At 54.2% G+C, this 25973-nt stretch carries 24 protein-coding genes; 7 read left to right on the forward strand and 17 right to left on the reverse strand.

Features of this window, described 5'->3' with window-relative positions; translation table 11 throughout:
* Positions 1–110 precede the first annotated feature (110 nt).
* The 5 genes from ACL2XQ_RS22510 to ACL2XQ_RS22530 all read right to left on the reverse strand — a co-directional run bounded on the left by ACL2XQ_RS22510 (position 111) and on the right by ACL2XQ_RS22530 (position 6516).
* A complete protein-coding gene (locus ACL2XQ_RS22510) occupies positions 111–1232 on the reverse strand; it encodes a branched-chain amino acid ABC transporter substrate-binding protein (RefSeq protein WP_410016730.1) in 1122 nt (373 codons plus the stop codon).
* A gap of 632 nt (positions 1233–1864) precedes the next feature.
* Positions 1865–2725, reverse strand: a complete 861-nt coding sequence (locus ACL2XQ_RS22515; RefSeq protein WP_410013474.1) for a D-amino-acid transaminase — start codon at positions 2723–2725, stop codon at positions 1865–1867.
* Positions 2726–2742: 17 nt separating this feature from the next.
* Positions 2743–3735 carry an N-acetyltransferase DgcN gene (gene dgcN, locus ACL2XQ_RS22520; protein WP_410013473.1) on the reverse strand — a complete coding sequence of 331 codons (993 nt, stop codon included), beginning with the start codon at positions 3733–3735 and terminating at the stop codon, positions 2743–2745.
* A 668-nt stretch (positions 3736–4403) separates the two neighbouring features.
* Positions 4404–5792 carry a bifunctional threonine/serine APC transporter ThrP gene (thrP, locus tag ACL2XQ_RS22525; RefSeq protein WP_413723496.1) on the reverse strand — a complete coding sequence of 463 codons (1389 nt, stop codon included), beginning with the start codon at positions 5790–5792 and terminating at the stop codon, positions 4404–4406.
* A 70-nt stretch (positions 5793–5862) separates the two neighbouring features.
* Positions 5863–6516 (reverse strand): NADPH-dependent F420 reductase, encoded by a 654-nt coding sequence (locus ACL2XQ_RS22530; RefSeq protein ID WP_410013472.1) that lies wholly within the window; start codon positions 6514–6516, stop codon positions 5863–5865.
* 133 nt (positions 6517–6649) lie between these two features.
* Here ACL2XQ_RS22530 and ACL2XQ_RS22535 point away from each other — a divergent pair, with 133 nt between their 5' ends.
* Positions 6650–7543 carry a LysR family transcriptional regulator gene (locus ACL2XQ_RS22535; RefSeq protein WP_410013471.1) on the forward strand — a complete coding sequence of 298 codons (894 nt, stop codon included), beginning with the start codon at positions 6650–6652 and terminating at the stop codon, positions 7541–7543.
* A 2-nt stretch (positions 7544–7545) separates the two neighbouring features.
* Here ACL2XQ_RS22535 and arsC read toward each other — a convergent pair whose 3' ends face one another.
* Both arsC and ACL2XQ_RS22545 read right to left on the reverse strand, forming a co-directional pair.
* Positions 7546–7905, reverse strand: a complete 360-nt coding sequence (arsC, locus tag ACL2XQ_RS22540; protein ID WP_410013470.1) for an arsenate reductase (glutaredoxin) — start codon at positions 7903–7905, stop codon at positions 7546–7548.
* Positions 7906–8231: 326 nt separating this feature from the next.
* On the reverse strand, positions 8232–8417 hold the full coding sequence (locus ACL2XQ_RS22545; RefSeq protein ID WP_410013469.1) for a general stress protein: 186 nt from the start codon (positions 8415–8417) through the stop codon (positions 8232–8234).
* A gap of 643 nt (positions 8418–9060) precedes the next feature.
* Between ACL2XQ_RS22545 and ACL2XQ_RS22550 the strand changes: the two genes are divergently transcribed.
* Positions 9061–9219, forward strand: a complete 159-nt coding sequence (locus tag ACL2XQ_RS22550) for a hypothetical protein (RefSeq protein ID WP_413739738.1) — start codon at positions 9061–9063, stop codon at positions 9217–9219.
* Positions 9220–9258: 39 nt separating this feature from the next.
* Here the strand turns inward: ACL2XQ_RS22550 and ACL2XQ_RS22555 are convergent, their stop codons facing one another.
* Positions 9259–10323, reverse strand: a complete 1065-nt coding sequence (locus tag ACL2XQ_RS22555; RefSeq protein ID WP_410013467.1) for a DUF808 domain-containing protein — start codon at positions 10321–10323, stop codon at positions 9259–9261.
* A 102-nt stretch (positions 10324–10425) separates the two neighbouring features.
* On the opposite strand from ACL2XQ_RS22555, the gene ACL2XQ_RS22560 reads away from it, so the two are divergent.
* Positions 10426–10722, forward strand: coding sequence for a putative quinol monooxygenase (locus ACL2XQ_RS22560; protein ID WP_410013466.1), 297 nt, complete (start codon positions 10426–10428; stop codon positions 10720–10722).
* Between the two features lie 141 nt (positions 10723–10863).
* Here the strand turns inward: ACL2XQ_RS22560 and ACL2XQ_RS22565 are convergent, their stop codons facing one another.
* From ACL2XQ_RS22565 to ACL2XQ_RS22590, 6 genes are all read right to left on the reverse strand, one after another.
* Entirely contained in the window at positions 10864–11739 is an 876-nt protein-coding gene (locus ACL2XQ_RS22565) for an alpha/beta hydrolase (protein ID WP_413721481.1), read from the reverse strand.
* Positions 11740–12391: 652 nt separating this feature from the next.
* Positions 12392–13351 (reverse strand): ABC transporter permease, encoded by a 960-nt coding sequence (locus ACL2XQ_RS22570; RefSeq protein WP_410013464.1) that lies wholly within the window; start codon positions 13349–13351, stop codon positions 12392–12394.
* Positions 13348–14328: an ABC transporter permease gene (locus tag ACL2XQ_RS22575; RefSeq protein ID WP_410013463.1), complete on the reverse strand. Its 981-nt coding sequence runs from the start codon at positions 14326–14328 to the stop codon at positions 13348–13350. Before ACL2XQ_RS22575 ends, ACL2XQ_RS22570 begins: the two co-directional genes overlap by 4 nt.
* Entirely contained in the window at positions 14321–15802 is a 1482-nt protein-coding gene (locus tag ACL2XQ_RS22580) for a sugar ABC transporter ATP-binding protein (RefSeq protein WP_410013462.1), read from the reverse strand. Before ACL2XQ_RS22580 ends, ACL2XQ_RS22575 begins: the two co-directional genes overlap by 8 nt.
* Before the next feature lie 91 nt (positions 15803–15893).
* A complete protein-coding gene (locus tag ACL2XQ_RS22585) occupies positions 15894–16826 on the reverse strand; it encodes an autoinducer 2 ABC transporter substrate-binding protein (RefSeq protein WP_413740543.1) in 933 nt (310 codons plus the stop codon).
* A gap of 317 nt (positions 16827–17143) precedes the next feature.
* The gene (locus ACL2XQ_RS22590; protein WP_410013461.1) at positions 17144–18736 is read right to left on the reverse strand and encodes an EAL domain-containing protein; all 1593 of its coding nucleotides are present in this window, start codon (positions 18734–18736) and stop codon (positions 17144–17146) included.
* Between the two features lie 436 nt (positions 18737–19172).
* Between ACL2XQ_RS22590 and ACL2XQ_RS22595 the strand changes: the two genes are divergently transcribed.
* The gene (locus tag ACL2XQ_RS22595; protein ID WP_410013460.1) at positions 19173–19904 is read left to right on the forward strand and encodes a helix-turn-helix transcriptional regulator; all 732 of its coding nucleotides are present in this window, start codon (positions 19173–19175) and stop codon (positions 19902–19904) included.
* Positions 19905–20106: 202 nt separating this feature from the next.
* Here the strand turns inward: ACL2XQ_RS22595 and ACL2XQ_RS22600 are convergent, their stop codons facing one another.
* On the reverse strand, positions 20107–20736 hold the full coding sequence (locus tag ACL2XQ_RS22600; RefSeq protein WP_410013459.1) for an acyl-homoserine-lactone synthase: 630 nt from the start codon (positions 20734–20736) through the stop codon (positions 20107–20109).
* Between the two features lie 222 nt (positions 20737–20958).
* On the opposite strand from ACL2XQ_RS22600, the gene ACL2XQ_RS22605 reads away from it, so the two are divergent.
* Complete coding sequence (locus ACL2XQ_RS22605; protein ID WP_413721482.1) at positions 20959–21627, forward strand: carbapenam-3-carboxylate synthase domain-containing protein; 669 nt, start codon at positions 20959–20961, stop codon at positions 21625–21627.
* Positions 21628–21880: 253 nt separating this feature from the next.
* On the forward strand, positions 21881–22780 hold the full coding sequence (locus ACL2XQ_RS22610; RefSeq protein ID WP_410013457.1) for an SDR family oxidoreductase: 900 nt from the start codon (positions 21881–21883) through the stop codon (positions 22778–22780).
* A gap of 60 nt (positions 22781–22840) precedes the next feature.
* Here ACL2XQ_RS22610 and exbD read toward each other — a convergent pair whose 3' ends face one another.
* Positions 22841–23266 carry a TonB system transport protein ExbD gene (gene exbD / locus ACL2XQ_RS22615; RefSeq protein ID WP_410013456.1) on the reverse strand — a complete coding sequence of 142 codons (426 nt, stop codon included), beginning with the start codon at positions 23264–23266 and terminating at the stop codon, positions 22841–22843.
* A gap of 3 nt (positions 23267–23269) precedes the next feature.
* Positions 23270–24244 carry a tol-pal system-associated acyl-CoA thioesterase gene (gene exbB, locus ACL2XQ_RS22620; RefSeq protein WP_413731905.1) on the reverse strand — a complete coding sequence of 325 codons (975 nt, stop codon included), beginning with the start codon at positions 24242–24244 and terminating at the stop codon, positions 23270–23272.
* A gap of 426 nt (positions 24245–24670) precedes the next feature.
* Here exbB and metC point away from each other — a divergent pair, with 426 nt between their 5' ends.
* Positions 24671–25897: a cystathionine beta-lyase gene (metC, locus tag ACL2XQ_RS22625; protein ID WP_410013454.1), complete on the forward strand. Its 1227-nt coding sequence runs from the start codon at positions 24671–24673 to the stop codon at positions 25895–25897.
* The last annotated feature ends 76 nt before the right edge of the window (positions 25898–25973 follow it).

Raw genomic sequence — 25973 nt, forward strand, 5'->3', positions numbered from 1 at the left:
CCCCGGTGAAACATGGCGTCGGGGCCGGCCCGTTAGCGGCGACGCCCACGGACAACCCCGGCGCCTGGCCCAGGGTCCGCCTGGCGCATTACCTTTAGCCCATGGTGGCTTTAGGGGATTTCGTGATATTTACCCTGGTCGTCCCATTGATAAACCACGTAATCGGATACCTTCAGATCGCCTTTGCTGTCCCAGGCCTTTTTGCCCATCACCGTATCCACGCTGTTGGCCTTCAGCCACGCGCTGGCCTTAGCGGAATCGCTGCCGCCGACGGCGTTAAACGCCGCGGCAATAGCCTGTACCGACGCATAGGAATAGAGAGTGTACCCTTCAGGCTCAAACTTGCCGGCGCGGAACTTCTCAATCACCGCCTTGCCGTCGGGAATAACGCGGGGATCTTTGCCGAAGGTCATTAAAACACCGTTGGTATACTGCGGGCCGCCGGCGGCGGTGACCAGTTCACTGGTGACCACGCAGTCGCCGGAAAAGAATTTAGCGGTGACGCCCTGCTCACGCATCTGGCGCACCAGGGGACCCGCCTCGGGATGGCAGCCGCCGAAATAGACCACGTCCGGATCCAGCGCGCGGATTTTCGTCACCAACGCGTTGAAATCTTTTTCACCGCGCGACAAGCCTTCATACATCACCTCCTTCACGCCGCGTTTGTTCAGCTCCGCCTTGGTGGCATCCGCCAGGCCCTGGCCGTAGGTGTCCTTATCGTGGATGATGGCCACTTTTTTCGCCTTCAGCTTATCGATAATGTAGTTGCTGGCAATCAGTCCCTGCTGGTCGTCCCGCCCGCACATACGGAACATGGCGGTCTGGCCACGCTCGGTAATCTGTGGATTGGTGGAGCCGGGAGTGATGGCGATAATACCCGCCTCGTCATAGACTTCCGACGCCGGCATGGTGGATGAGGAGCAGAAGTGGCCAATCACCGCCTTCACGTGTTCCTGATCCACCAGCCGGTTGGCCACCGCCACCGCCTGTTTGGGTTCACAGGCGTCATCTCCTTGCACCAGCTTAATTTTTTCCCCCTTGATGCCGCCCGCGGCGTTAATATCCTCGGCCGCCTGGGAAGCGCCGCGCCAGTATTGATCGCCATAGGTGGCATTGGGTCCGGAAAACGGCCCGGCAACGCCGATAACCACATCGGCATGGGCGGAGAAAGCCGCGCCCAGGCAACCGATAAGCAGGGCGGAAAGCGGGGTTCTTATCAATTTCATTGACATCATCTGGTTCCTTTATACAGTTTCAGCAAAACGCCCGAGGCGTGGACCATAAATCCTGAAGCTTAAACGTACAACCCATGAAGACGACGGGTATTTACCCCAACAAAATAAGCAATTATCCGGCCATAATGGCAAATTTCCGGCACATTAGAGGCACAGACCGTTTCGCTCCGGGGAGCTATCATCAGGGCGGGCGCCGCGCGCCCCCTTTCAGTGCGCTTGTGCCGCCGGAAAACGGCGCCGGCGCCGCGGTTGCACCATTTCGGTGATACCGTCTATTAAAGACTATCTTTTAACGTTAAAGTCTAATTTTAATAACAAATAGGACATGTATCACATTAATTATCGGCGCGCCGCGGCACATGCCGCCTGGCGATTTAGCGTTAAAAAATAGTTGGTAAACACCAACGTATTTCTGAACCTAGAGATAATAAAAAGCGGCGCCTCAACACTTTCGCTGACTAATATTTACTGATAAGAAAAAATTAACCGCCCGCGCCGGTTTTATTGCCATAAAAATCATCAGCAATAAAGAACGGGCCTGAAAATAAAGGACCGGAATACCAAAATAAGGGCGGATACACCGCCCCCGGCCGGCGAAACCGCGGCATTGCCGGCCCGGGGCGTTATTATCAGGCGGTGGCCCGCAGCGCCATATCCACATATATCGCCCGCAGCGCCCGGGTTACCGGACCGGGAACGCCGTCCCCCACCGTCCTGCCGTCGATGCCGATAACCGGCCAGATAAAGGTGGTGGCGGAGCTGATAAACGCCTCCCGCGCGGCATAAGCCTCCTCAACGCTGAATGCCCGTTCCTCAAACGGGATAGCGTGGGTTTCGGCCAGCATCAGTAGCGAACGGCGGGTTATGCCGTGCAAAATCTCGTTGCTGAGCGGCCGGGTCACCAGGGTGCCGGCAGACGTGACAATCCACGCGTTACAGGCGCTGCCTTCGGTTATCAGCCCGTTCTCCACCAGGAAGGCATCGTCCGCGCCCTGGGCATGGGCATACTCCTTGGCCAGGCAAGGCGCCAGCAGTCCCACCGTTTTGATGTCGCGGCGGTGCCAGCGGATATCCTCCAGCGTCACCACCCGGATGCCGTTGATAGCCTTGGCATTATTGATAACCGGCCGCGCCTGGGTAAACAGCGTAAGCGTAGGCGGAGTGCCGGCCGGCGGAAAATCAAATTCCCGATCGCCGGTAGTGCCGCGACTCAGTTGCAGATAGACCGCGCCTTCCCGCAGTTGATTGCGGGCGATCAGCTCCCGCTGTATGGCGTCCAGTTCAGCGGGCGTAACGGGCAGGGAGAGTTTAAGCTCCCGGCAGGAGCGCACCAGACGGGCGATATGGCCCTCGTTTTCCAACAGCTTACCGTTTAATACCGCGGTGACTTCATAGACCGCGTCGGAGAACAGGAAGCCCCGGTCGAAGATGGAGATCCTGGCGTCCTGCTCCGGCACATAGTCGCCGTTAAGATAGACAATTCTGCTCATGGATTCTTCCGCCGTGGTTAAAGTTGCTCAATAATGCGCGCGACGCCCTGGCGGAACGGATCCACCACCGGCAAACCGTAGCATGTTTCCAACTCCGCCATATAGGCCAACGCGTCCGCCTCCGGCAGCAGGGCGCTGTTAACGGAGATGCCGACAAATCGCGCCTGCGGGTTGGTCAGCCGCGCCGCCCGCAGGTTCAGCGCCATACAATCGGCCAGGTCGGGCAGCGGATAATCGACGCCGCGCATAGTGGTACGCGTCGGCTCATGACACAAGACCAGCGCATCAGGCTGCGCGCCGTGGATAAGCCCGAGGGTGACCCCGGCAAACGACGGATGGAACAGCGACCCCTGCCCTTCGATGATATCCCAATGATCCGGCTCGTTGTCCGGCGCCAGGGTTTCCACCGCGCCGGCGATAAAGTCCGCCACCACCGCGTCGATACTGATGCCCGCGCCGCTGACTAGGATGCCGGTCTGGCCGGTGGCGCGAAACGTGGCTTTTCTGCCCTGTTCCAGCATGGCCTTCTCAATGGCCAACGCGGTATACATTTTACCGCAGGAACAGTCGGTGCCCACCGGCAGCAACCGTTTACCCGCGCGCTTGCGCCCGTTGCCCACCGGCAAAGCGGCGCGGGTGTGGCGCACATCGAACAGCGAGCGGCCAAGCCTTTGCGCCGTGGCTTGCAGTACCGGAACGTCCGACAGGCGATTATGCAGCCCGGCGGCCAGGTCCATGCCGTTTTCCAGCGCGTCGCGCAGCACCTCGACCCAATGCCCGGCAATCACCCCGCCGCGATTGGCCACGCCTATCACCAGCGTTTTGGCGCCCATGGCCCGGGCGGCGGCAATGTCCAGATCGGGCAGGCCGCAATCCACCTGGCAACCGTCCATGCGCAATTGGCCGACGCAGTATTCCGGATGCCAGTGGCGAATGCCGGTGGCGACTTTCGCCGCCAGCCGATCGTGCGCGTCCGCCAGGAACAGCAGATAAGGTTTTTGAATTTCCATCAGCAACGCCTCATTAAACAGTTAGGGTTAAGGGTGCGCCCCACCGATGCTGCGGACCCGTTGCTCCACGGACAGAGGCGGCCAGGGGGTTGGCGCGATACCACTACCTAGCACAGGTTATGCCAAATAGACTCCAATCCTAAATAGCGTTATAGATCAATTAAATAAAATTATCTTCCGCCATCGCGACCGATAAAGCCGCGGTCGCCGTGCTTTTTTGCACCAAACTCAGGCGTTAACGCTGCTTTATTGCTTCACCATGGTGATATTTAATAAAATATTAACAATTAACCAGGTTAAAACCCGGCATATTAGTAAAATAACGGCATAAACCACGGTGCAAAAACGGCGTTGCCACGATAAAATCCGCTGCAAACCGAATCCGCCGCTGTTTGTGCGGTAAAACCATTATCCGGCGCTGAAAAACAACAGAGTATCTTGCCGGCGGGCAGACACGGCGGGGCGTTTTGCCGGCTGGGGGCGAAAAAAAACCTAAACCGCTTGTTTGCCACCGCTGATACAGCGAGAGAAACAAGGAGTTTAGGTTTTACCTGGACGGCGGCGGTGCCGCCGACAACAGTGATTGATAATGCCGCCGGCGCGTTATTTTAACAAGTGCCGCCCGGAGGCAGATGTTAATAATGTGACGCCGTTCATATTTTAATCAATCACCCGGCGTTCGGCGTCCCCGCCTGCGCCGCGCGATTAAATCCCAGCACGCGGTAAATTACGGCAACCAGGACTAAAAAGGCCGAACCTACCACCAGCGACAACCGGGTGTCCGGGCTAAAGGCCATGCCCGCCAGCACGCAGACTAAAAAGGCCATGGTCAGGTAGTTGGACCAGGGAAACCATACCGAGCGGAACGGATGCGACGCCATGGCATCCCGGTGGGCCCGGCGAAAGCGCAGCTGGCTTATCAGCACCACAAACCAGGGCACCATGCCAGGCAGAACGCTGGCGCTGTAGACATAAACGAATACCCGCTGCGGATTGGGAATAATATAATTCAGGCACGAGCCCAACAGCAGCACCACGATGGACAGCATCACCCCCACCGCCGGGATGCCGTTGCGCGAGACCCGCCCTACCGCCGCCGGCAGCTGGCGGTTTTGCGCCAGGGCGAAGAGCATGCGGCCGCAGCTGTACATGCCGCTATTGCAGCCGGACAGCGCCGCGGTGAGGATAACAAAATTGATAATGCCCGCCGCCGCGGTAATGCCGATTTTGGCGAAGGTCAGCACAAACGGGCTACCGCCGCCGTCGATTTGATTCCAAGGGTAAATCGTTACGATAACAAATATTGCCCCGACGTAAAAAATCAGAATGCGCCAGAGGATCTTGCTCACCGCGCGCCGCAGGGTCACCTGGGGATTACGGGCCTCGCCGGCGGTGATGCCGACCAGCTCCACGCCCTGATAAGACGCCACCACAATACAAAGCGCAAACAGCAGGCCCTTCCAGCCGCCGGCGAAAAAACCACCGTGGGCGGTAAGATTGCCAAGCCCCACCGCATGGCCGTGGTTGCCGATGCCGAAAAAGATAATACCCAGTCCCACCGCGATCATCACCACGATAGTGGTGATTTTGATCATGGCGAACCAAAACTCGATTTCGCCATACAGCCTGACCGCGGCCAGGTTAGCGAGCGCCACCAGGGCGACGGCGGCCAATGCCGGCAGCCATTGCGGCAGGTCGGGAAACCAGTACTGGACATACACGCCGATGGCGGTGATTTCCGACACCCCCACCGCCATCCACATAAACCAATAGCTCCAGGCGGTAAGGTAGCCGAAAAACGGACTCATATAGCGATGGGCATAGACCGCGAAGGAGCCGGCGATGGGTTCCAGATAAAGCATCTCCCCCATCGAGCGCATAATAAAAAAGACAAATAACCCGGCGATAATATAGGCCAGCAGCACCGACGGCCCGGCCCATTGCAGCGTGCTGGCCGCGCCCATAAATAAACCGACGCCGATGGTGCCGCCCAGGGCAATCAGTTCGATGTGCCGGGCTTTGAGGCCGCGCTGCAACTCCTGCTTTGGTTCCACTATCATCCCTCTGAATCCGTTGGCTCATTTCCGCGCGCGGATTTAACAATGAATATTATCGAGGGCAAGGAGATTACCGCATTTTGCGTGATATAACATGCTCCTCATCGTTTTCGCGCAGCGCTTTTTGCAGCCCGGCGGCATCGAAACGTTCGCAATACATCGGCCTGCCCCGCTGGAAACGCCACCCCTCGGCCAGAGACCCGGCATCCACGACATCAAAGCCGAATTGATCGATAAGCGCGGCGGCCTGCTGCTTTGCCTGCGCGTCGTCGCCGCTGATGGGCAGCGCGCGCCGTCCCGGCGCGCCCGCGGGCATACCGTCGCGTTCCAGATCGTTAACCCGGATGGAATTGAACGCCTTGACGATGTTCGCCCCGACAAGATGACGGGCCAGCAGCTCGCTGGTGGTGATGGATTGATTCTCCAGCTCAGGCATCTGCCCGTCGCGTTCGGGATAATAATTATTGGCGTCCAGCACCACTTTACCGACCAGGGGCGCAACCGGTACTTGCAGGTAATTTCTCAGGGGAATGGCGACTACCACCAGTTCGCCGAAGGCGGCGGCCTGTGCCGCGGTGCCGGTCAAACAGCCTATTGACGCCACCAGGCTCATCAGGGTTTGCGGGCCGCGTGAATTGCTGACCATCACCTCATGCCCTTGCTTCATCGCCAGTTGGGCGATGGCGCGGCCGATAAAACCCGCGCCGATAATGCCTATTTTCATAAGTCAGAACTCCAGTTGGAAGAAAAAAAATACCGAGGACCGACTTTACATTACCAACCGTTTTGCGATAAACAGGCATATCAGAACATATCCCGCAACCTACAGTTGTGAATTATCCGGCAGGAGCGCCGTAATGGACCGACTGACCAGCATGGCGGTATTTGTTAAGGTCGCCGACCGGGGGTCTTTTGCCGCCGCCGCCGAGGCGCTGAATATTTCAGCGCAAATGGTGGGCAAGCATGTGGTATTTCTGGAGGATCGGCTGGGGGCGCGCCTGCTTAACCGCACCACCCGCCGGCAGAGCCTGACCGAAATCGGCGTGGTGTTTTACCAGCGCTGCAAGATAGTGCTGTCCGAAGCGCAGGCGGCGGAGTCCGTAGCCCTTGAACTCAGCGCCGCGCCGCGCGGCCAGCTGCGCGTCAACGCGCCAGTGACGTTTGGCGCCTACGCCCTGACGCCGATGATTAACCGTTATCTGCTGGCCTTTCCGGCGGTGAAGGTGGATTTAACCTTGACCGACCGCTTTGTGGATGTGGTGGATGAGGGTTTTGAGGCGGTCATTCGCCTGGGCGCGCTGAAAGACTCAAGTCTTGCCGCCCGGGAACTCGCACCCTACAGGATGATTGCCTGCGCATCGCCGGGATATCTGGCCCGTTGCGGGTTACCGCGCCAATTAAGCGATCTTGAACGCCATGAATGCCTGGGCTATAGCTTCTGGTCGCGTCCGCCGCTCAGTGAATGGCGCTTTACCCGCGGCGGCGAGGAACAACGGGTTCGGGTGCAAAGCCGGCTACAGATTAACGACAGCTCGGCGCTGTTAACCTCCGCGCTTCACGACGGCGGGATTCTCCTCGGCCCGGAAGTGATACTGCGTCCCTATCTGGCATCCGGCCAATTGATGCGGGTATTGCCGGACTATGAAGCGCCGTCCCGGCCGCTGCATATCCTGTTCGCCGCCCAACGGCAGCTGACGCCGAAACTGCGCAGTTTTATCGACTGCGTGGTGGCGGAATTCGGGGCGCGCTAAGGTCAAACCGGCGGCAGGATCTCGAATACCGCCTCTTTAGGCCGGCATAACCGGGTGCCCAGGGGCGTGACGACGATAGGGCGATTGATCAACACCGGGTATTGCACCATAAAATCGATAAGCTGTTCATCGGTCCAGCGATCTTCCGCCAGGCCCAGTTGCTGGTAAGGATCGTTTTTGGTGCGAATCAACGCGCGGACCGGCAGGCCCATATCCCTGATCAACGTCTGCAACTGCTGATGATTGGGCGGCGTTTTCAGATATTCGATAACCTTGGGCTCAATGCCCCGTTCGCGCAGCAACGCCAGCGTATTGCGGGAGGTACCGCAGGTGGGGTTGTGATAAAGGGTGACGTCACTCATAGCGTGTCTCTTGTCCTTGGGTAATGACCCACTGGTCCGGCAATCCAAACAGTATCGTCAAAACCCGGTGACGGCGCACGCGGTATTTTTGTATTGTCTCCGACCCGACATCTGGCGCAGGAAGCGCCCAAACCACGATAAGCCCGACCAGAGCGTCGGGCTTATCGTTTATGTCATGGCATAGTATTTGAATTAACGCGGCCGGATCTTGGTTAAGTCCGACCGCCTTTACCTGTTTCTATTACATAATTACTCTGTTGTGAACAGGCATAGCCACCTAACTTACAGATTATAATTATGTAGCGACGAAACAAGCATAGAACCTATTATTTCGACGGTTTTCTGCCGCCGCCATGGCTGTTGCGCCCGCCTTTTTCACCGGCTTCGGATGCGCGCTGCGGGTCGTTTTTAAAGTTGCCGCCGCTCGCCTGGCCGCCTTTCTTGCCGGCGCTGGATGCCTTTGCGCGATCTTCCGCGAAATTGCCCGATCCGCCACGATGTTGTTCAGCCATTTTAAACCTCCGGTTGAAATAAAGTGAATTTCAATTATTCTGTATCTTTTCAAAGCGGCATAAAAATAAACTGCGATAATTTAATCCGGTTTACCGCATTTTTACTCCACTTAATTGCTTTCCACCCAATAACAGAAAGGCAACTCAAATCATGTCATAGGTATATTTAATACTAGCCGACATACTCATACTGGCAAGCGTCATTTACAGATTGATACAAACTCCGCCCAAGGAATCAGCGTAAGTAGGTGCATTAATTTCTTAACTATCTATTATTTAAGGTTTTTTATTAAAAACATTATTTAAAGCCACATTATTTAACCCGTTATTGCATATAATTTAAAAATCGTGGGATACCTGCTGGGAACAACCGAAGCCGCAATTCTCTTTTTGCACCTAAAAATAAGAGACTTATAAGGCCTATAAAGATTATTCTCCCTATTGTCTTGTATGCCAGCCGCTTATCATGATGGAATCAGCACCCTATCATTTTTATTTCTGTCTATACTTAATGCGGACACTCATTCTATATTCGCAATCCGTGGTGTCCGACCGGTCCAGCCGCCGGCGGCAAGGTAAATATTAACCGCAACATTTTGCATGTTTGCATGTCGCTGCAAAAAATATTCACGGGAGAAAAACAATGTTCAGCAACCAGACCCGATACCCTGGCAAGCCCGATGGACTGCTGATAGCGCAGGCGCCGCAACCCGTGGCGCCGGCCAAGCCGGCTGATCAAAAAAGTAAGGATGACCCGGCCAACGCGCCGGAATCCGGCGACAAACTGCCCGACCAGCAATAATCGACCCGCATTGCCAGCCAGCAGTCATACGCCGGGCGATTATGCATGGCTTTTTCCGGCAATTTTCATACCCGCCGTCACCAGCGCCACGATAATCCCGCCGGCCACCAGTCCCAGCAGCATATCGGTGGCGCTGGTCATCAGGGTGCCAACGAAACCGCCGTGCCCTTCTTGCATGCGGTCAATCAGGCCATGGGTCCAGGGCAAGCCGTGCGCCAGAATGCTGCCGCCCACCAGGAACATGGCGATGGTACCGATAACCGACAGGGATTTCATCAGCAGCGGCGCGGCATTGACCACCCCGCGCCCCATGGCGCGCAACAGCTTGCGCGAGCCGCCCTGGCCGGGCAATTCGCTCAGGTAAAGTCCCACATCATCCATTTTGACGATGGCCGCCACGATGCCGTAGACGCCCAGGGTCATGGCGATGGCGATCAGCACCATCACCGCCACCTGGTTCATCAAGGGCGCGCTGGCCACGGTGCCCAATGAAATCACGATAATCTCCGCCGAGAGGATAAAATCGGTACGCACCGCGCCTTTAACCTTTTTATTTTCCAGCGCCAGCACATCTTCCGGGGTGACGCCGGATCCTGACGCCGGCGCATCCGTCTGGCGGGTCTCGTCCGGGGCCACCGAAGCGCCCTGCGCCACATCCGCCGGCGCGGCCTGCGCGGCGGTGGCCGGGACGATCGGCGGCGCATCGGCATTGAGCACCGCCATCGGCGCGGACGGGACCGGTTCAGCATGGTTTTTTTTCTGCTGACGGCGATGCCAGCTTTCGATCAGTTTTTCAACGCCTTCGTAGCACAGATAGGAGCCGCCCAGCATCAGCAACGGCGTAATGGCCCAGGGAATAAATGCGCTGATAACCAGCGCCAGCGGCACCAGTATCGCCTTGTTGATCAGTGAACCCTTAGCGACTTTCCATACCACCGGCAGCTCACGGTCGGCCCTCACGCCGGATACCTGCTGTGCGTTCAGCGCCAGGTCGTCGCTGAGCACGCTGGCGGTTTTACGCGCCGCCACCTTACTCATCGCCGCCACGTCATCCAGTATCGAGGCTATATCATCAAGCAGCGCCAACAGGCTGGTTCCCGCCATATCGAATTCCTTTAATTGTGCTTTTTATCATTAGTATCGTTATGATTAAAGCAGGCTATTCCCATATTGTTAATAATTCATATCAGTTATTTGGAGAATGTTATGTCTGCAGAGGTTCATATCGTGGCGGTTGTCGAAGGTAAACCGGGCAAGGCGGAAGCTATCAAAGCGGTGATAAAACCCTGTATCGAAGCCACCCGCCGGGAAGAAGGCTGTCTGAAGTACCAGTTGCATCAGGATATTGTCCGGCCCGATCATTTTATTTTTGTCGAGCAGTGGGCAAGTGAGGAAATTGTGCAAAAACACAGCAAATCCGCGCATCTCAAAACCATGGTGGACGGGCTGACCGATCTTATCGTCACGCCGTTGGAAGTGTCGCTATTAAAAAGCATTTACTGAGCCGGCGTCTGCGCGCCGTGTTGCATGTCTGGCGGACGACGGCGACCACGGCCGCACCGATAGCATGGATACCGGCGCTTATGGCATAGCCCCGAACACAACCGGGCCGGGCAATGCCGCTGCGGCCCATGTCTGCGCCCTTCACATGTGTTTACGTAGCCAGTCCAGTTGCTGTCCTGCGACGCGATTAAGATGCTCGCCGGCAAAAACCTGGTAATGACGCGCCTTGGGCTGGATATGACAGCGTTTATCCGCGCTAATGGCCTGGTATAAAGCCAGGCCGTATTCCAGCGCGATGACTTTATCATTTTCAGCAAACACCATAAACGTCGGCTGAGTCACCCGCGCCGCAGCTTGCGCCGGATGATAAAGAATGGTTTCCCATACCGCCAGATAAGGGACTTTATTCCCCAGGACCGGGAATTCCTTTTTTTTCTTTTCAAAGAACACGCGCGACTCCTCATCGGTCATGACCTTGATAATGGGCACCAACAGTTCACTGCCGCTCTGCTGCTGCTTACTCGCCATCCTTTTCAGGGTATCCATAAAGCGGGCCTTTTCCTCTCCCCCCATATCGCCGGTCACCAATTGCTCGCCGTCGGCGAAAGCCAGTTGGCTGAGGACGCATTTTATTTCCGGGCGGCGGGCGGCCACCTCGATAACGTGACAGCCGCCAAGCGACGTGCCCCACAGGGCGATACGCCGGGCATCTATCCCGGGTTGGGCTTGGCACCAGTCCAATACCGCCATGATGTCTTCAATCTGCCGTTCCGGCACTATCCTGCCGGCGTCGCCTTCACTGTCGCCGAAGCCACGGTAATCAAAGGTAACAACGCAGTAGCCGGCCGCGGTAAAATGCTTAACAAAGCCCGATAATAAGATGTCCTGGATGCAAAAGAATCCGTGGCACATCAATACCGCCGGCAGCGGCGATGTGGTGCTACCGCCTGCACGATGTATCCGTATGGCCAGTTTGTCCCCCGCAAATTCTATAGCGTGTCGCTCAATTTCCATCATATTTTCTCCTTAGGTAACTAATAATTTCGTCGTTTTAATTACAAATTTCGAACGCGCAATGAAAGTTGCGATCATCGCTGTTCACCGACAAATATTTTCATTAAAATATCAAGATAGTTATTTTAATTGATAATAATACAAATGCTAATGATATTAGGAACTCATAAATTGATAATACCGGTAATTATTATCGTTGAGCAAGGTAAATAATTTATTATCAGGCTCGTTTTTTATTATTGAGTGATAAACAGCAGGAAAATATAAAATACTCCAATTGAGCCTTTTTTAAAGACATATTATGTTAACTGCCAGTCAATCTTAACGTTTCTACTAATAGCCAGCCATTGTATAATAACATCTCTATGTTACTCAATCAGTTAAAGAGACAGCAATCAATTGCTTGGCTAATTATTTATTAAATTTATATTTATATACTCATAAAAATGGTTATTTTGACCGATAAAATCCTGCGTTCCTGTGGGCAGTGATTAAAATCAATAAATAACTATTTTATTTGCATTTATATGAAAAGATTCTTTCACCGGCGGGGAGGATAACATGCATAACATTTTTCTGGGCAACGCGGACGGGAACGCAAGTTGCCGGGAACGCCGCACGGTTCGTCCGCCGCGCGGCGTTTTAATCGTCCCGGTTAACGGCTGGGAAAAGGTAGCCGTATGCCCTTCAGGAAGAGAAACGCCAATAACAGGCCGCCCCATAGCGCCATCGTGATATAACTGCTTATTCCCATGATATTCAGGCCGCTTTCCAGCATCTGCAGCAGGATCAGCGCCAGCACCATACCGACAATCTTGCCGAAACCGCCATCGGGATTAATCCCCCCCAGTACCGCCGCCAGGATACTCGTCAGCAGGTAGGACTCGCCGTAGGCGGCCTTGGCGGAATTCAGCTTGGACATCATCAGCAGCGCCGCGACCACGCACAACAGCGAGGAGATGACATAAACCGCCATCAGCGTGCGCGGCGTATTAATGCCGGCATAATGGGCCGCCCGCTGATTGGAGCCGATAAGATAAATACGGCGGCCCAGCGGCGACCGTTCCAGCACGATCCACATGATAAGCGCCACCAGGGCAAAGAGGTACAAGGGTACCGGGATGCCCAGCCAGTTATGGTTGTTCAGCCACAGCACATAGGCGGGAAAATTGGAGATAGCCGTCCCCTTGGATATCAGGATGGTCACCCCCTTCAGCAGGGTCATCATGCCCAGGGTGGCCAATATGGGAGAGACGCGGATGACGGCGATCAGGACCCCGTTCAGCAGGCCGATGAGACCGGCCATAGCGATACCGGCCAGCAGCATCAGCAGGGCGCTGCCTATCGACGGGGCAAAATGGGTGGCAACCCAGGCCATGACCAGGGCGCAGCAGTTGGTGGTGGCGATAATCGACAGGTTGATGCCGCCGGTCAGCATGGTCACCGCCATGGCGAACGCCAGCACGCCTAATACCGGCAATTGTGATCCGATGGACTGGAAATTCGACGCCGACCAAAATACGCCCGGAATCTGCACGCTGAAGGTCACCACCACCACCACCAGCAGCACCATCAGGTACAGCTCCACATGATCTTTTACTTTGGCGCCGCTCATGACAGGATCTCCGATTTACTGCGCTGACTCCAGGCGGTGGAGCTGATACTGACCACAATGACCAGGCCGGTAATCACCATCTGCCAATAGGAAGACACACCGATTAAATTCAAGCCGTTCTGCAGCATGGCCAGCAGTACCACGCCCAACACCGTTCCCAGCAGCGTGCCGCGCCCGCCGATGATACTGGTTCCACCCAGCACCACCGCCGCCAGCACGGTCAGTTCATATCCCAGCAGCGAGTCCGGCGCCACCGTCATCACGGTATAGGATTGCACCACCCCGGCCACGCCCGACAACAGCCCCATGAAACCATAGACAAACAGCTGTAGCTTGAAAATACCGAAGCCCAGCCGGGAAGCCGCCTCGCGATTACCGCCCATGGCATAGATTTTACGCCCGATACTGCTGCGTTTCATCAACAGGCCGGTGATGATCAATACCGCCAGCAGGGTCATAATGGGCAGGTTCAGGCCATAGTCATAGCCGTCGGCGGCGGTAAAAGTAAATAATGTCAGGCCGCCTTCGAACCAGTCGGGATATTTGTACAGCCACACGCCTTTGGAAAAATAGAGCAGTAAGCCATAAAATATATTCAGCGTAGAAATAGTGACAATAATGGAAGGCACTTTCAACCGGTTGACCAGTACAGCGTTGATCAGGCCCAGCACGGTACCGACGCCGCCGGCGATGAGGAACGCCACCAGGAAATTACCACCGTATCTCAGCAGCGCGGTGACCATGATATATTGCGCGATGATGGTCATCGCGGGAAAAGAAATATCGATGCCGCCCGAGATCAGGACGATAAACAGCCCGCAGGCCAGGATCAGCAGCATGGCGTAATTGTTGATAAGATCGTAAAGATTGCCGAAGGTGAGGAAATCGCTACTGTTCAGGCTGAACACGATCCCCATGATCAGGATGGTCGCGATCAGCAATACTTCATGCCGGTGCAATGCGGCTTTGTTAACCATTGACCACCTCCGCCAGCGCCGCTTCGGTGGTTTGGGACGTAAGGAATTCAGCCACCAGGGTGCCCGCTTTCATCACCAGAATCCGATGGCTGTTAAAATACGCCTCTTCAATTTCATCACAAATCATCAAAACCGCGATGCCCTGGGCGGCCAGCGCGTTAATAATCTGGTAAATCCCCGCCTTATTGGCAATATCGACGCCGACCGTGGGCGAATCCAGGATGAGCAGACGCGGACGGGTTGCCAGCCATTTTGCGATCGCCACCCGCTGGGCATTGCCGCCGGAAAGGGTATTGACCGGCAGCGAGGTATTATCCGACTTGATGGTCAGCCGGCCGATCATCTCATCGACCAGGGCCTGCGCTTTTTGCTTATCGATAAGGTGCCAGCGGTCTTTCACCTGCGCCAGTACCGTTGAGATGATATTGTCCTCAATGGACTGCTCCATGACCAGCCCGGTGCCCAGGCGGTCTTCTGACACATACCCTACGCCTGCGGCAATCGCATCGCGATTGCTGTTGAACGCGACCGGCCGCCCGTCGATTTTAATGCTGCCGCTGTCCGGGCGGTTCAGGCCGAACAGGCTCAGGCAAAGTTCCGTGCGCCCTGCGCCCAACAGCCCGGTGATGGCGACGATTTCACCTTGGCGCACCTGCAGCGAAATATCGTGGTATTGCCCGCGGCGGCTTAACCGCTCCACCTCCAGCACCACCGGCTTGCCGCCCGCATAAGGGGTCAGTACTCGATAATCGAACGCCAGCCCGGTCATCAGGAACGCCAGCTGTTTACTGCCCATTTCGGCGGCGGGGAAGGTGCCGATGTACTCACCGTCCTGCAACACGGTAATGCGGTCGGATACCTCCATAACCTCATCCAGCCTATGGCTCACAAACACCACGCAGATCCCCCGCGCCTTCAGCTGATGCACCAGCCGCAGCAGGCCTTTGACTTCCGTCATGGTAAGAGAGGCGGTAGGCTCGTCCATGATAATCAGCCGGGCATCCTGCGCCAGCGCCCGGCAAATCGCCACCAGTTGCCGCTGCGCTATCGACAGCGTTTCCAGGGGCGCGTCCAGGTTAAGCTGGATGCCGATATCGTCCAGGGTGCGCTGCGCCAGTTGGTAAAGATGGCGCTTATTCACCCAGAGATGGTGATGATAAAGATTGATGGCGATATTTTCCGCCACGCTCAGGTTGGGAAACAAGGACAGATCCTGGTAGATCACCTGGATGCCGCGTTTAACGGATTCCCCCGGCGTCAAATGGGAGAACTCGCGATCGTCGAGGGTGATTTTCGCCCCGGCATCCGGTTGATAAACGCCGGAAATAATCTTAATCAGCGTAGACTTGCCGCAGCCATTCTGCCCGGCCAGGCAATGCACCTCGCCCGGCAGTAACGTCAGTGCAATATCATTGAGCGCCTTCACCCCATAAAACGTTTTGCTGACATGTTCCATCGCAATTAACGGCTTCATTGCAACCTCATAGTAACGCGTCCGGGTGACCGGCCGGGGCAGTCGCCCTTCCCCGGCCAGAGCCTCGCAGGATGTAAACAGCGGCGAACAATTAATACAGGCTGTCGATGTTGTCCTTGGTAACCCGCAGCACCTTATGGAACTTAATCACTTTCTTGTCGGCATCCACTTCCGCTTTGCCCAGGCCTTTTACTTCATAGCCCGGGCCGATATTTTCGCCTTTCAGCAGGCTGGCCGCCACCGCCGTCAGGGCATACCCGGCGGTAGCCGGATCGTAGGTAATGCCTTCGGTGATATCGCCGCTTTTAATCAGCGACGCCGCCTGGGACGGAATCATCATGCCGTAGACATGGATTTTATTTTTGGCGCGTTTCTCCTTAACCGCGCGTCCCGCGCCGATGGGTCCCTGCGATCCAAACGCCACGATGGTATTCAGATCGGGGTGGGCCTTCATCAGATCAAGGGTGGTACGGCGGGAGTCATCGATGCTTTCCGACACCGGCATGCGGCTGGTCACTTCATGCATATCGGGATAATGCTCTTTCTGGTATTTCACAAACAAATCGGCCCAGAGATTATGCTGGGGCACCGTCAGGCTGCCCACATAGATGACATATCCCCCTTTACCGCCGTTGGCCTTGGCGACCTCCTCCACGTTGTCGGCGGCAAACTGCTGGTTGTCGATAATTTCGACATCCCAATTGGCGCTGGGCTGGCCCGGCGATTCATTGGTTAATACCACGATGCCCGCCGCGCGCGCTTTTTTAAATACCGGCTCCAGCACATCGGCATCATTGGGCACGATGGTTATGGCGCTGACTTTTTTGGCAATCAGGTCTTCAATGATTTTTACCTGTTGGGGAGCATCGGTACTGGACGGTCCGACTTGATAGGCATTGACGGAAAGGTCCTTACCGGCCTGGGTGACGCCTTCGCCCATACGGTTAAACCAGGGCATGCCGGCGATTTTGGAGATATTGACGATTTCGGACTGCGCGGCAAAGGCGCTGGACGCGCTCAGCATCAGGCCCAGGCAACCTGCGGTTAACCAGTTGTGCAGGGTATTTGTTTTCATTTTATTTATCCTCATGAAGCAATAAAGGTAGGAGTAGCTAGAGTTAAAATTTACAAAAAGGCCATGGAGAACAGCGTTAAAATTAAAACGCTTTTTCAAAGCGTTATATTAAAAAAATAGAGACTTATGCGAAGAAAACGATTGAAATATGGAAGGATACGGAAAAATTATCCATATACATATTGGCTGTATATATGGATAAATAAGGCACTATTTTTGTTTGGGATTAAGCTCACAAAACGATTATAAAAAACCAGCAAGCCGGATTATGGTGCTATAGCTGTGGCGGCATGGCGCGCGTGTTCCTCGCGCATATACAGGGAAAATTGCGTCAGCGCCATCGGCCTGGAGAAAAAGTAGCCTTGCTGAAAGAACACCTGTTTATCCAGCAAATACGCCTTTTGCCGCGCGTTTTCCACCCCTTCGGCAATCAGCTTCATATCCAGCTTTACCGCCAGATCGATAACCACGTCCACGATAATCCGGGAAGTGGTCTCCTCTTCAATCATCGCCACGAAGGATTGATCGATCTTCAGGAAATCGATATTCATCTTGCTCAGATAGGACAGGCCGGAATATCCCGTGCCGAAGTCGTCGATGGCAATCGCCACCCCGAGTTGTTGCAGCTCGGCCAGCACGGCCAGCGTCGTATCGTTGACGTCGATAAATTGCCGTTCCGTCAGCTCCAGTACCAGCCGGATATTTTTATCCTGCACCGTCTGCAAAAAAGTCCGGCAATCTTCCACAATCTGCCGGTCGGCAAGATGGTTAGCCGAGATATTGATGGCGACATGCAGCCTCTCCCGCCAATGCACCGCGCTATCGGCAATCACCGTAGCTACCTGCTGCATAAGCTGACGCGTTAAGGGAATGATGAGGCCCGACTCTTCGGCCAGCGGGATAAATACCTCGGGAGAAACAAATCCGTCCGTGGGATGCCGCCAGCGCGTGAGGATCTCCACGCCGGCGCAACGATCGTTGGCCACATTCATCACCGGCTGGAAATAGGGTTCAAACTCATTACGCTTCAGCGCCAGGGCCATATTGGTGCGAATGGACGTGGTAGCCGCCAGCCAGTTGCGGATAAGCAGCGACATGACCAGGCAAACCACCACTGAAAACAGGATTATGACGGCATACGTATCGACCATATAGTCAAAAAACTGACGTTGGGTAATGGCGATGCTCAACGCAAAAGGAAAAACCCGCGAAACCCGGTTGACGGCGATAAACCCGGTTTGCAGCTTGTCAGATGGGATCAGCCGCCCATCAGGCGACAGGGATTGATTCTTTATGCTCAGGAAAATCCGGTTATTGGATCCCACCGCATCCATCATATAATGCATATATTGCGTATCAATGACCACGCTGACGCCGTCATTGCCGCGATGCTTGCGCAACACGATGACGGCAATGCCGGGAAACAGGAGCGTGCCGGCGCGCAGCTCGATTTCCGGCGTCAGATCGCGCATTTCCGCTGCGTATTTGCGCGGCTTCATATTGGGCGGCGCCGGCACCGGGGAGCAATACACCAGGCCTTGATGATCCAGGATAACGGTGCGCACCAGCGAATGGCGCATGTTGATCATGCGTAATCGATCGACGATCTCCGCGCAAGGTCGGTTCAATAACATGATGGCTTCATCGGCCGTTGCGTCGGCGTCGTTTAATAGCGTGTCGACAAAGGCCAGCGTACTGCCTATCTCATGATCGGCGCGGGATTTCAACGTCTGGTAAGCAAAAAAACTAATGAGAGAAACGGAAAAAATAAAAAAGCACAAGGGAATGATTACCCAAAAGAGCATGCGATACTTGTTGGCGATTTTTGCTATGATCCTGCTTTTCAGGCTGATAGGCATTGTGCGTTCCCTACTCCTCGGCACATCCCCGGGGGAGATGCAATCCCGCGTATTCGCCTCTGCGAAACTGTGGTAACTGGTTTGAGTATACACCCAGTTAATTATTTCACTCCTAATGCTTCGGGCAGGGAGGCGATATCACAGGAGCAGCTTGTCAGGGATTATACGGACGGCCAGGCTGGCCGGCAAGCGGACAACGCCGGGCACAAGGCGCAGACAGAAAGTATCTTACACGATGAATAATATAAATTAAAATAATTAGCTTTATGCTTATATATATAATGATTTTTTTAGCGGGACGCATTTTCTCATTGACCGAATCTGTTAACTGATTTACTATCGATTAAAATAATATTATATAATAAAAACCTGCATTTCAATGTATTAAATATATCCCAGATCATTAACTAAACTCAGCTAAAATGATGAGATTCATATGCTTCTTACTGCAAATTCAATCAGGAAAAATGAACACAATCTTATCATTAAAAACATTAGCGATACTATTTTTCGTGAATTTCGCTTTCCGGCGCAAACCCGGTTTGCCTACGCCGTGATTAACAAAAGATACCCGAAGCCGCCGGTTATCTACTCCAACTATCCGGAAAAATGGATAGAGAAATATATCAATATGACATTATATAAATACGATCCCGTTGTCTTATTGGCGCGAAAAAGCATCATGCCCTTCGTGTGGGATGACAAAACGCCATTATTCAATAGTAGCGCCTATAGTAAAATTTTCTCGGCCGCGAAAGAATATAATATCCTCAGCGGTTATACTTTCCCACTGCACGATCATGAAAATAATCTGGCAACCTTAACCCTGTACGCGGAGGAGGAATGCGCGCTTCTCAAACAGCGCATCGAGGAGCATAAAAGAAATATCCAGCTGCTGCTGCTCTCCGTCCATGAGCAATTTATGCTCATACATCCCTATCATGCGCTGCCTGAGAGAGATGAAAGAACGTTAACCACCCGGGAAACCGAAGTCCTTCGCTGGGCAAGCCTCGGGAAAACCTATGGCGAGATTGCCATCATCATGGGCATAACGGAGAGTACCGTTAAATTCCATATCAGTAATGTCATTGTAAAACTTGGCGTAGTGAATGCCAAACACGCCATTAAAAAGGCATCTGACCTGCAACTGTTGAATACCCATGAATAATTGCGGCGGCGTCAAGGCAGCGGGCAATGACTGGCGCCGTCATCATCGGGAAATCGTTATGAATAATGGCGGTGGACATTGTCATGCCATGGTTACAGACCCATCCCAACCGTTACCTATTTTCATCTTATTTAATTGAAACGACATTGACGATAAAACACTTAAAATAAACCCTGGCATGACCCATGATGCACCTAAGCGCTCAAAGATAAATAGGCCATTTTTTCAGATAACTTCCCTCACAATAATAATGACGGCGTATATATTTGATCAACGCGTCCTGGCTGTCTTCACCGATGCCGAGACGCAGCAAATATACCGGCTCTTTTTTTTCCGATAATCCGGTACTCTCGATCGCTATATTCCAGCCGCTCCGCTTAAGAATGGTATACATTGATTTACTGCATACCGTCATTATTGCCTGCTTGCCAAGCATTCGGGCATAATTCACCATCCCCAGGAACAGCAAATGGCAAAACGGCAGCTTTGTCTCGGCAAGGTCCTTTACCCGCCCTTTATCAACAAAAAAGCGGCTGGACTCAATCAAGGCACCGTCTTCAGGCGCCTGATAATTAAAAAAATCCTTAAAAGGGCCCGTAATCATATTCGGCTGGTCCATGGTTATGAAACGCACGCTGCAGACGATTTCACCGCCATAGCATCCTAATAAATAATGGGTGTGTTCATTATCATAGCCGTCAAATTCCCGGTCTCCGACGCAGGTGACCTGCCAGTCCAGGCGATCCTTGAAGGTTTTTTTACGCAGCAGATATAATTCATCGAGTTTATCATTGATAATATCCTGGTACTTAACACTAATTAAATTAAACATAGTCCACCCTTTTATGATTATATATTAATGCTCTTTGATTTAACTTAATACAAAGTTAATTTATGGTATCAGTTAAGAAAAGCCCTAACAACCTGTACTAAAGTACAGGCAATAACTGTACTTAATACTAGCTTTTTACCCGTATCGATAACGTGTAATGTCTTTGCAACCGGTTATTTTTTATAACAGTAATTAGCATAATTAATAGTTACAAGAGGGTGTATGAGCAATCGTTTTTGTGTCATCCTTAACCAAGGAAATAATATCTTAACCATCACATCACGTCCGCACGGAAAAATACATCGGTTAAGGCAAGGCCAATTATTTATCGGTGACGGCACACCCTATAAGACGTATAATCAGGGAGATGAATCATGGCATATTATCGGCCATATCGACAACCTGCCGCTGCTAAATTACTTATTATTCAATTATTACCCCTCCGGCGCCGATCCGATCAGCGAAGAGATCATCAGCCTGGCGGTGAAGCGCCACGGCATGAGCATCATTGCGCTGCTGAAAGGTGATTTTTGCATTATCCATGAAGACGCGGAAGGTAACCTTACGCTGGTGTCAGAAGAGGAAGACGAGTGGTGCGCGCCGGCGGGCGCTGATACCATCGCGGGATCCGCCGCGATAAACGATGAAGGCCCCTGCACGCCGGCGGGCGCGTATTCGTTCTACAGCGCGAACGGCAACACAAACCATTGCGACGCCGTGCCGGCATGCCTGAGTCCCGCGGGCGAATATTTGGGGCAGCGCCGTATATGCGTCACACGCTGGCGCGAGCACAATTTACATTTTATCCGCAGCTTCCGCAGCCGCGTGGACCCGGGCAGCAGGAGTGTTAACAGCGACAATCCGCCTGATGCCAAGGGTTATTTTTTCTAGACCTTGATCATTATTACTCTCTTATTTTTTTGAATAAAAACCCGGGTAATTTTATTAATTTATAGCATGGTAATTTAGTCAATTGGAACATATCCATTAATTTTAAATAAATATTAATGCACCTGTTGGCATTTTATGGTTATTTATAATTGAGATTAAAATAATCGCTCTAAATTTTTATATTCGACAAATCCGTAAAATCAACTAGGCTTAAGTTTAAATAGGTATGCTTATTATTTAAAAGGAGAGAAAGATGGCTGATTTTGATCAATATACCATGCGTAATCCCGTGACCCAATATACCCGGGAGGACTTTCCTGAACAACGCCAGGACGCGCCCGGACTACAATCCGACATGACCCCGGTTCCTGATTGCGGTGAGCAAACCTATCGCGGCAGCGGCCGCCTGGCCGGACGCAAGGCCTTGGTTACCGGCGCTGATTCCGGCATCGGACGCGCCGTGGCCATCGCCTATGCCCGGGAAGGGGCGGATATCGCCCTGGCATATCATCCCGATGAACATAAAGACGCCGAACAGGTAGCGGAACTGATTAAGGAAGCGGGACGCAAAGTATTTATGCTGCCCGGTGATTTAAGCGACGAGTCGGTAAATGTCAAAGTGGTGGAAGATGCGTACAACCAACTGGGCGGCCTGGATATCCTGGCGCTGGTGGCCGGGAAACAAACGGCGGTGGAGGATATTGCCGATCTGACGACCGAACAGTTCCGCAAAACGTTTGAAACCAATGTCTTTTCACTGTTCTGGATGACCAAGGCGGCGTTGCCGTACCTGCCCGCCGGCGCGTCCATCATTACCACCTCGTCCATCCAGGCCTACCAGCCCAGTCCGTCGTTACTGGATTACGCGGCCACCAAAGCCGCCATCCTGAACTTTACCCGCGGACTGGCTAAACAGGTCGCCGCCAAAGGCATCAGGGTTAACTGCGTGGCGCCCGGCCCCATTTGGACCGTATTGCAGGTGTCCGGCGGACAGCCCACCGAAAAGCTGCCTTCATTCGGCACGCAGACCCCGCTTGGCCGTGCCGGTCAACCCGCCGAACTGGCGCCCATCTATGTCTATCTGGCTTCGCAGGAATCCAGCTACGTCACGGCCGAAGTCCACGGCGTCACCGGCGGCAATCACTTAAGCTAACCGTTCCATGGCGGGCCAGGCCCGCCAGCACCGGCTCAAAGCCGCCGAATTCACAGCAGCCTAGCGCTTGCCGCCGGATTCCGCCCCAACCAACCCCACCTTGAAGTACCCTCCCTGGCGCAGGTTATCCATTACCGACATCAAGGTCTCGTAATCAACGCTTTTATCAGCCTGGAAAAAAATCGTGGTGTCTTTATTGCCCTGGGTCAGCGTATCCAGCGACGTCGCCAGGTTAGCCGGTGTGACGGGTTGATCACCGAGGAACAACTGCTTATCCCCTTTTACCGACAGGTAAACCGGCTTTTCCGGACGCGGCTGCGGGGCCGCGGTGGAGTTGGGCAAATCCACCCGGATATCCACCGTTGCCAGCGGGGCGGCCACCATAAAAATAATCAACAACACCAACATCACATCGATAAACGGCGTCACGTTGATATCGTGCATCTCCCCGTCGCCGTCAATGTCTTCATTCAAGTGCATTGCCATCGCTTAACCTATCCGAAACTTTGCCACGGCATGCGCGCTTTGACGCCCGGCGCTGGCGGCCAGATCCAAATCACGGCCCAATAACAGGAGAACCTGCGCGGCGCAATCTCCCACCATGGCTTTATAGCCGGCGATAGTGCGCGCAAAAATATTATAGATAACCACGGCGGGGATAGCGGCGAACAGACCGATGGCCGTGGCCAGCAGCGCCTCGGCAATGCCCGGCGCCACTACCGCCAGGTTAGTGGTCTGGGTATGGGCGATGCCGATAAAACTGTTCATGATGCCCCAAACGGTCCCGAATAAACCGATAAACGGCGAAATGGCGCCGATGGTGGCCAGAAAACCATTGCCTTTACCCATCGCGCGGCTGGTGGCCGCGACGCTGCGTTCCAGCCGGAAGGCGACACGCTCTTTAATGCCGTTGCTGTCGTTAGACTCGGCGGAGAGATCCAGCTCATTTTGCGTCATGGCCAGCAGCCGGCCGGCGACGCTGGCTTCTTTAAATGCCGCCGCGGCCGAAAAAGCCTCGTCCAGGCTCTTCACCTCCGCAAGCGACGCCATCTCGCGGCGCAGCCGGCGTTTCGCCGACGACAGTTCGGCGCTTTTACCAAAAAACAACGCCCAGGTGATGATGGAGGCAATCAGCAGCCCAATCATCACGGTCTTGACCACCACATCGGCATGCTGATACATACCCCATACCGACAGATCCATCTGCGGCAGCAACCGCTGGCCGGAGGCGTCGACAGGTATCGCCTGCGGCAGCATTTGCGGCACGCCCTCGTCTTGCGGCGCGGCGACGGCGGCGGTTCCCATCGGCGCGGGGGCGGTATCCGGCGCGGCGGCGGCGGCCGGCCCTGTCAGGCCAAATACCATAAGCATCGCGACGGACATGCCACGCAACACTGCGGATAATGAATAAGCACGTCGCTGCGCCCTTTGGGACAGGACCTGGACCCGTTGTAAAACAGCCATTTTCACGCTGCGCCTCCACCTAAAACTTTGCTAAAAAATAATCCAGCCAGAATGATAGCAAACAGAACGGGAATTGATAGTGGTTCTCATTATTATTTGTATCAACCATTCTTGCGCCACCGACAACCCGCGATAAAATTTATCCTGCGCTCATCAACCTAATAACACCTCGCCATGGAAAATAACGTTATTAACACTTCGGTTAAAGAACCGTTCAGTTCCCGCACGCGCGGGTTACGGCGGCGGCGGCGCTTATGCCGGATCCCTCTTTTTAAATCAAAATTAATATTATTATAAATCGTTTCAGCCCGGCCAAAACGCCTGCCGCCGCGGCGTATTCATGTTAACGTAGCACAGCGAACACCGGCGTCATTGCGCCGGTGGACCCTTCAGTACAGACAATCAGTTAAAGGCGTAGCGTGGATAATGAAGGCTAAGAAAATCGAGACGGCGTTGATTACCGCCGGCAGGGATAAAAAATATACCCAAGGGTCGGTCAATGCGGTTATCCAGCGGGCCTCGTCGTTGGTCTTTGACTCGGTCCAGGCGAAAAAAAAAGCCACCGCCGGACGTGCCCAGGGCGAGCTGTTCTATGGCCGGCGCGGAACGCTGACCCATTTTTCCCTGCAGCAGGCCATGGTGGAACTGGAAGGCGGGGCGGGATGCGCCCTATACCCCTGCGGCGCGGCGGCAGTGACCAATGCCATTCTCTCGTTCGTCTCGGCGGGCGACCATATCCTGGTTACCGGCTCAGTCTATGAGCCGACCACGGATTTTTGCCGCCATATCCTGGGCAAGCTGAATGTCGCCACCACCTGGTTCGATCCGCTGATAGGCGCCGGGATCGCCGCCTTAATCCAGGAAAACACGCGGGTGGTATTCCTGGAATCGCCGGGGTCCATCACCATGGAAGTACAGGATATCCCGGCGATCGTGAAAGCCGTTCGCGCGATCAACCCCGATATCGTGATTATGCTGGATAATACCTGGGCGGCGGGCATTTTGTTGCCGGCCCTGGAACTGGGCGTGGATATTTCCATCCAGGCCGGCACCAAATATATTATCGGTCACTCCGACGCCATGCTCGGCACGGCGGTCGCCAACGACCGCTGCTGGGATCAGTTGCGCGAACAATCGTATTTGATGGGCCAGATGGTGGATGCCGATAGCGCGTATATGGCCGCGCGCGGCCTGCGCACCCTGGGCGTGCGTCTTAAGCAACACGCCGAGAACGGCATGCGGGTAGCCTCCTGGCTGGCCGGCCGGCCGGAAGTGGCGGTGGTCAACCATCCGGCGTTGCCCAGCTGTAAAGGCCATGCGTTTTTTGTCCGTGATTTTACCGGCGCGAGCGGACTGTTCTCTTTTGTGCTGAAAGCGCGTCTGAGCCAGGCGCAACTGGAGTATTATCTCGATCACTTCATCCATTTCAGCATGGCTTATTCATGGGGTGGTTTTGAATCGCTGATCCTGGCCAACCAGCCCGAGGACATCGCGGCTATCCGCCCCGCCGGCGGAGTCGACTTTACCGGCACCCTGGTCAGGCTACATATCGGCCTGGAAAATACCGATGACCTGATCGCCGATCTCGCCGCCGGTTTCGCCAGGATTGAGGAAGCGTCTCATCGCGCATACCCGGGATCAGGTCTAAAATAGTTAATAAATATTGTCTGATTGCGTACGCGATCGAGGACAGACAGGGATGTTAACGTTAAGCTGCCAATAAAATGAG

The organism is Sodalis sp. RH14 (assembly GCF_047324285.1).
Taxonomy (GTDB): Bacteria; Pseudomonadota; Gammaproteobacteria; order Enterobacterales; family Enterobacteriaceae; genus Acerihabitans.

Bases quoted from the DNA above. Each gene is read 5' to 3' on its own strand.
- ACL2XQ_RS22580 (WP_410013462.1), bottom strand. From the start codon at position 15,802: ATGAAGCCGTTAATTGCGATGGAACATGTCAGCAAAACGTTTTATGGG.
- ACL2XQ_RS22585 (WP_413740543.1), bottom strand. From the start codon at position 16,826: ATGCTGAGCGCGTCCAGCGCCTTTGCCGCGCAGTCCGAAATCGTCAAT.
- exbB (WP_413731905.1), bottom strand. From the start codon at position 24,244: ATGGCTGTTTTACAACGGGTCCAGGTCCTGTCCCAAAGGGCGCAGCGA.
- ACL2XQ_RS22550 (WP_413739738.1), top strand. From the start codon at position 9,061: ATGTTCAGCAACCAGACCCGATACCCTGGCAAGCCCGATGGACTGCTG.
- ACL2XQ_RS22515 (WP_410013474.1), bottom strand. From the start codon at position 2,725: ATGAGCAGAATTGTCTATCTTAACGGCGACTATGTGCCGGAGCAGGAC.
- dgcN (WP_410013473.1), bottom strand. From the start codon at position 3,735: ATGGAAATTCAAAAACCTTATCTGCTGTTCCTGGCGGACGCGCACGAT.
- ACL2XQ_RS22530 (WP_410013472.1), bottom strand. From the start codon at position 6,516: ATGAAAATAGGCATTATCGGCGCGGGTTTTATCGGCCGCGCCATCGCC.
- ACL2XQ_RS22535 (WP_410013471.1), top strand. From the start codon at position 6,650: ATGGACCGACTGACCAGCATGGCGGTATTTGTTAAGGTCGCCGACCGG.
- ACL2XQ_RS22560 (WP_410013466.1), top strand. From the start codon at position 10,426: ATGTCTGCAGAGGTTCATATCGTGGCGGTTGTCGAAGGTAAACCGGGC.
- ACL2XQ_RS22605 (WP_413721482.1), top strand. From the start codon at position 20,959: ATGAGCAATCGTTTTTGTGTCATCCTTAACCAAGGAAATAATATCTTA.
- ACL2XQ_RS22545 (WP_410013469.1), bottom strand. From the start codon at position 8,417: ATGGCTGAACAACATCGTGGCGGATCGGGCAATTTCGCGGAAGATCGC.
- ACL2XQ_RS22570 (WP_410013464.1), bottom strand. From the start codon at position 13,351: ATGAGCGGCGCCAAAGTAAAAGATCATGTGGAGCTGTACCTGATGGTG.
- ACL2XQ_RS22595 (WP_410013460.1), top strand. From the start codon at position 19,173: ATGCTTCTTACTGCAAATTCAATCAGGAAAAATGAACACAATCTTATC.
- exbD (WP_410013456.1), bottom strand. From the start codon at position 23,266: ATGGCAATGCACTTGAATGAAGACATTGACGGCGACGGGGAGATGCAC.
- ACL2XQ_RS22575 (WP_410013463.1), bottom strand. From the start codon at position 14,328: ATGGTTAACAAAGCCGCATTGCACCGGCATGAAGTATTGCTGATCGCG.
- ACL2XQ_RS22565 (WP_413721481.1), bottom strand. From the start codon at position 11,739: ATGATGGAAATTGAGCGACACGCTATAGAATTTGCGGGGGACAAACTG.
- metC (WP_410013454.1), top strand. From the start codon at position 24,671: ATGAAGGCTAAGAAAATCGAGACGGCGTTGATTACCGCCGGCAGGGAT.
- ACL2XQ_RS22555 (WP_410013467.1), bottom strand. From the start codon at position 10,323: ATGGCGGGAACCAGCCTGTTGGCGCTGCTTGATGATATAGCCTCGATA.
- arsC (WP_410013470.1), bottom strand. From the start codon at position 7,905: ATGAGTGACGTCACCCTTTATCACAACCCCACCTGCGGTACCTCCCGC.
- ACL2XQ_RS22610 (WP_410013457.1), top strand. From the start codon at position 21,881: ATGGCTGATTTTGATCAATATACCATGCGTAATCCCGTGACCCAATAT.
- ACL2XQ_RS22510 (WP_410016730.1), bottom strand. From the start codon at position 1,232: ATGTCAATGAAATTGATAAGAACCCCGCTTTCCGCCCTGCTTATCGGT.
- ACL2XQ_RS22600 (WP_410013459.1), bottom strand. From the start codon at position 20,736: ATGTTTAATTTAATTAGTGTTAAGTACCAGGATATTATCAATGATAAA.
- ACL2XQ_RS22590 (WP_410013461.1), bottom strand. From the start codon at position 18,736: ATGCCTATCAGCCTGAAAAGCAGGATCATAGCAAAAATCGCCAACAAG.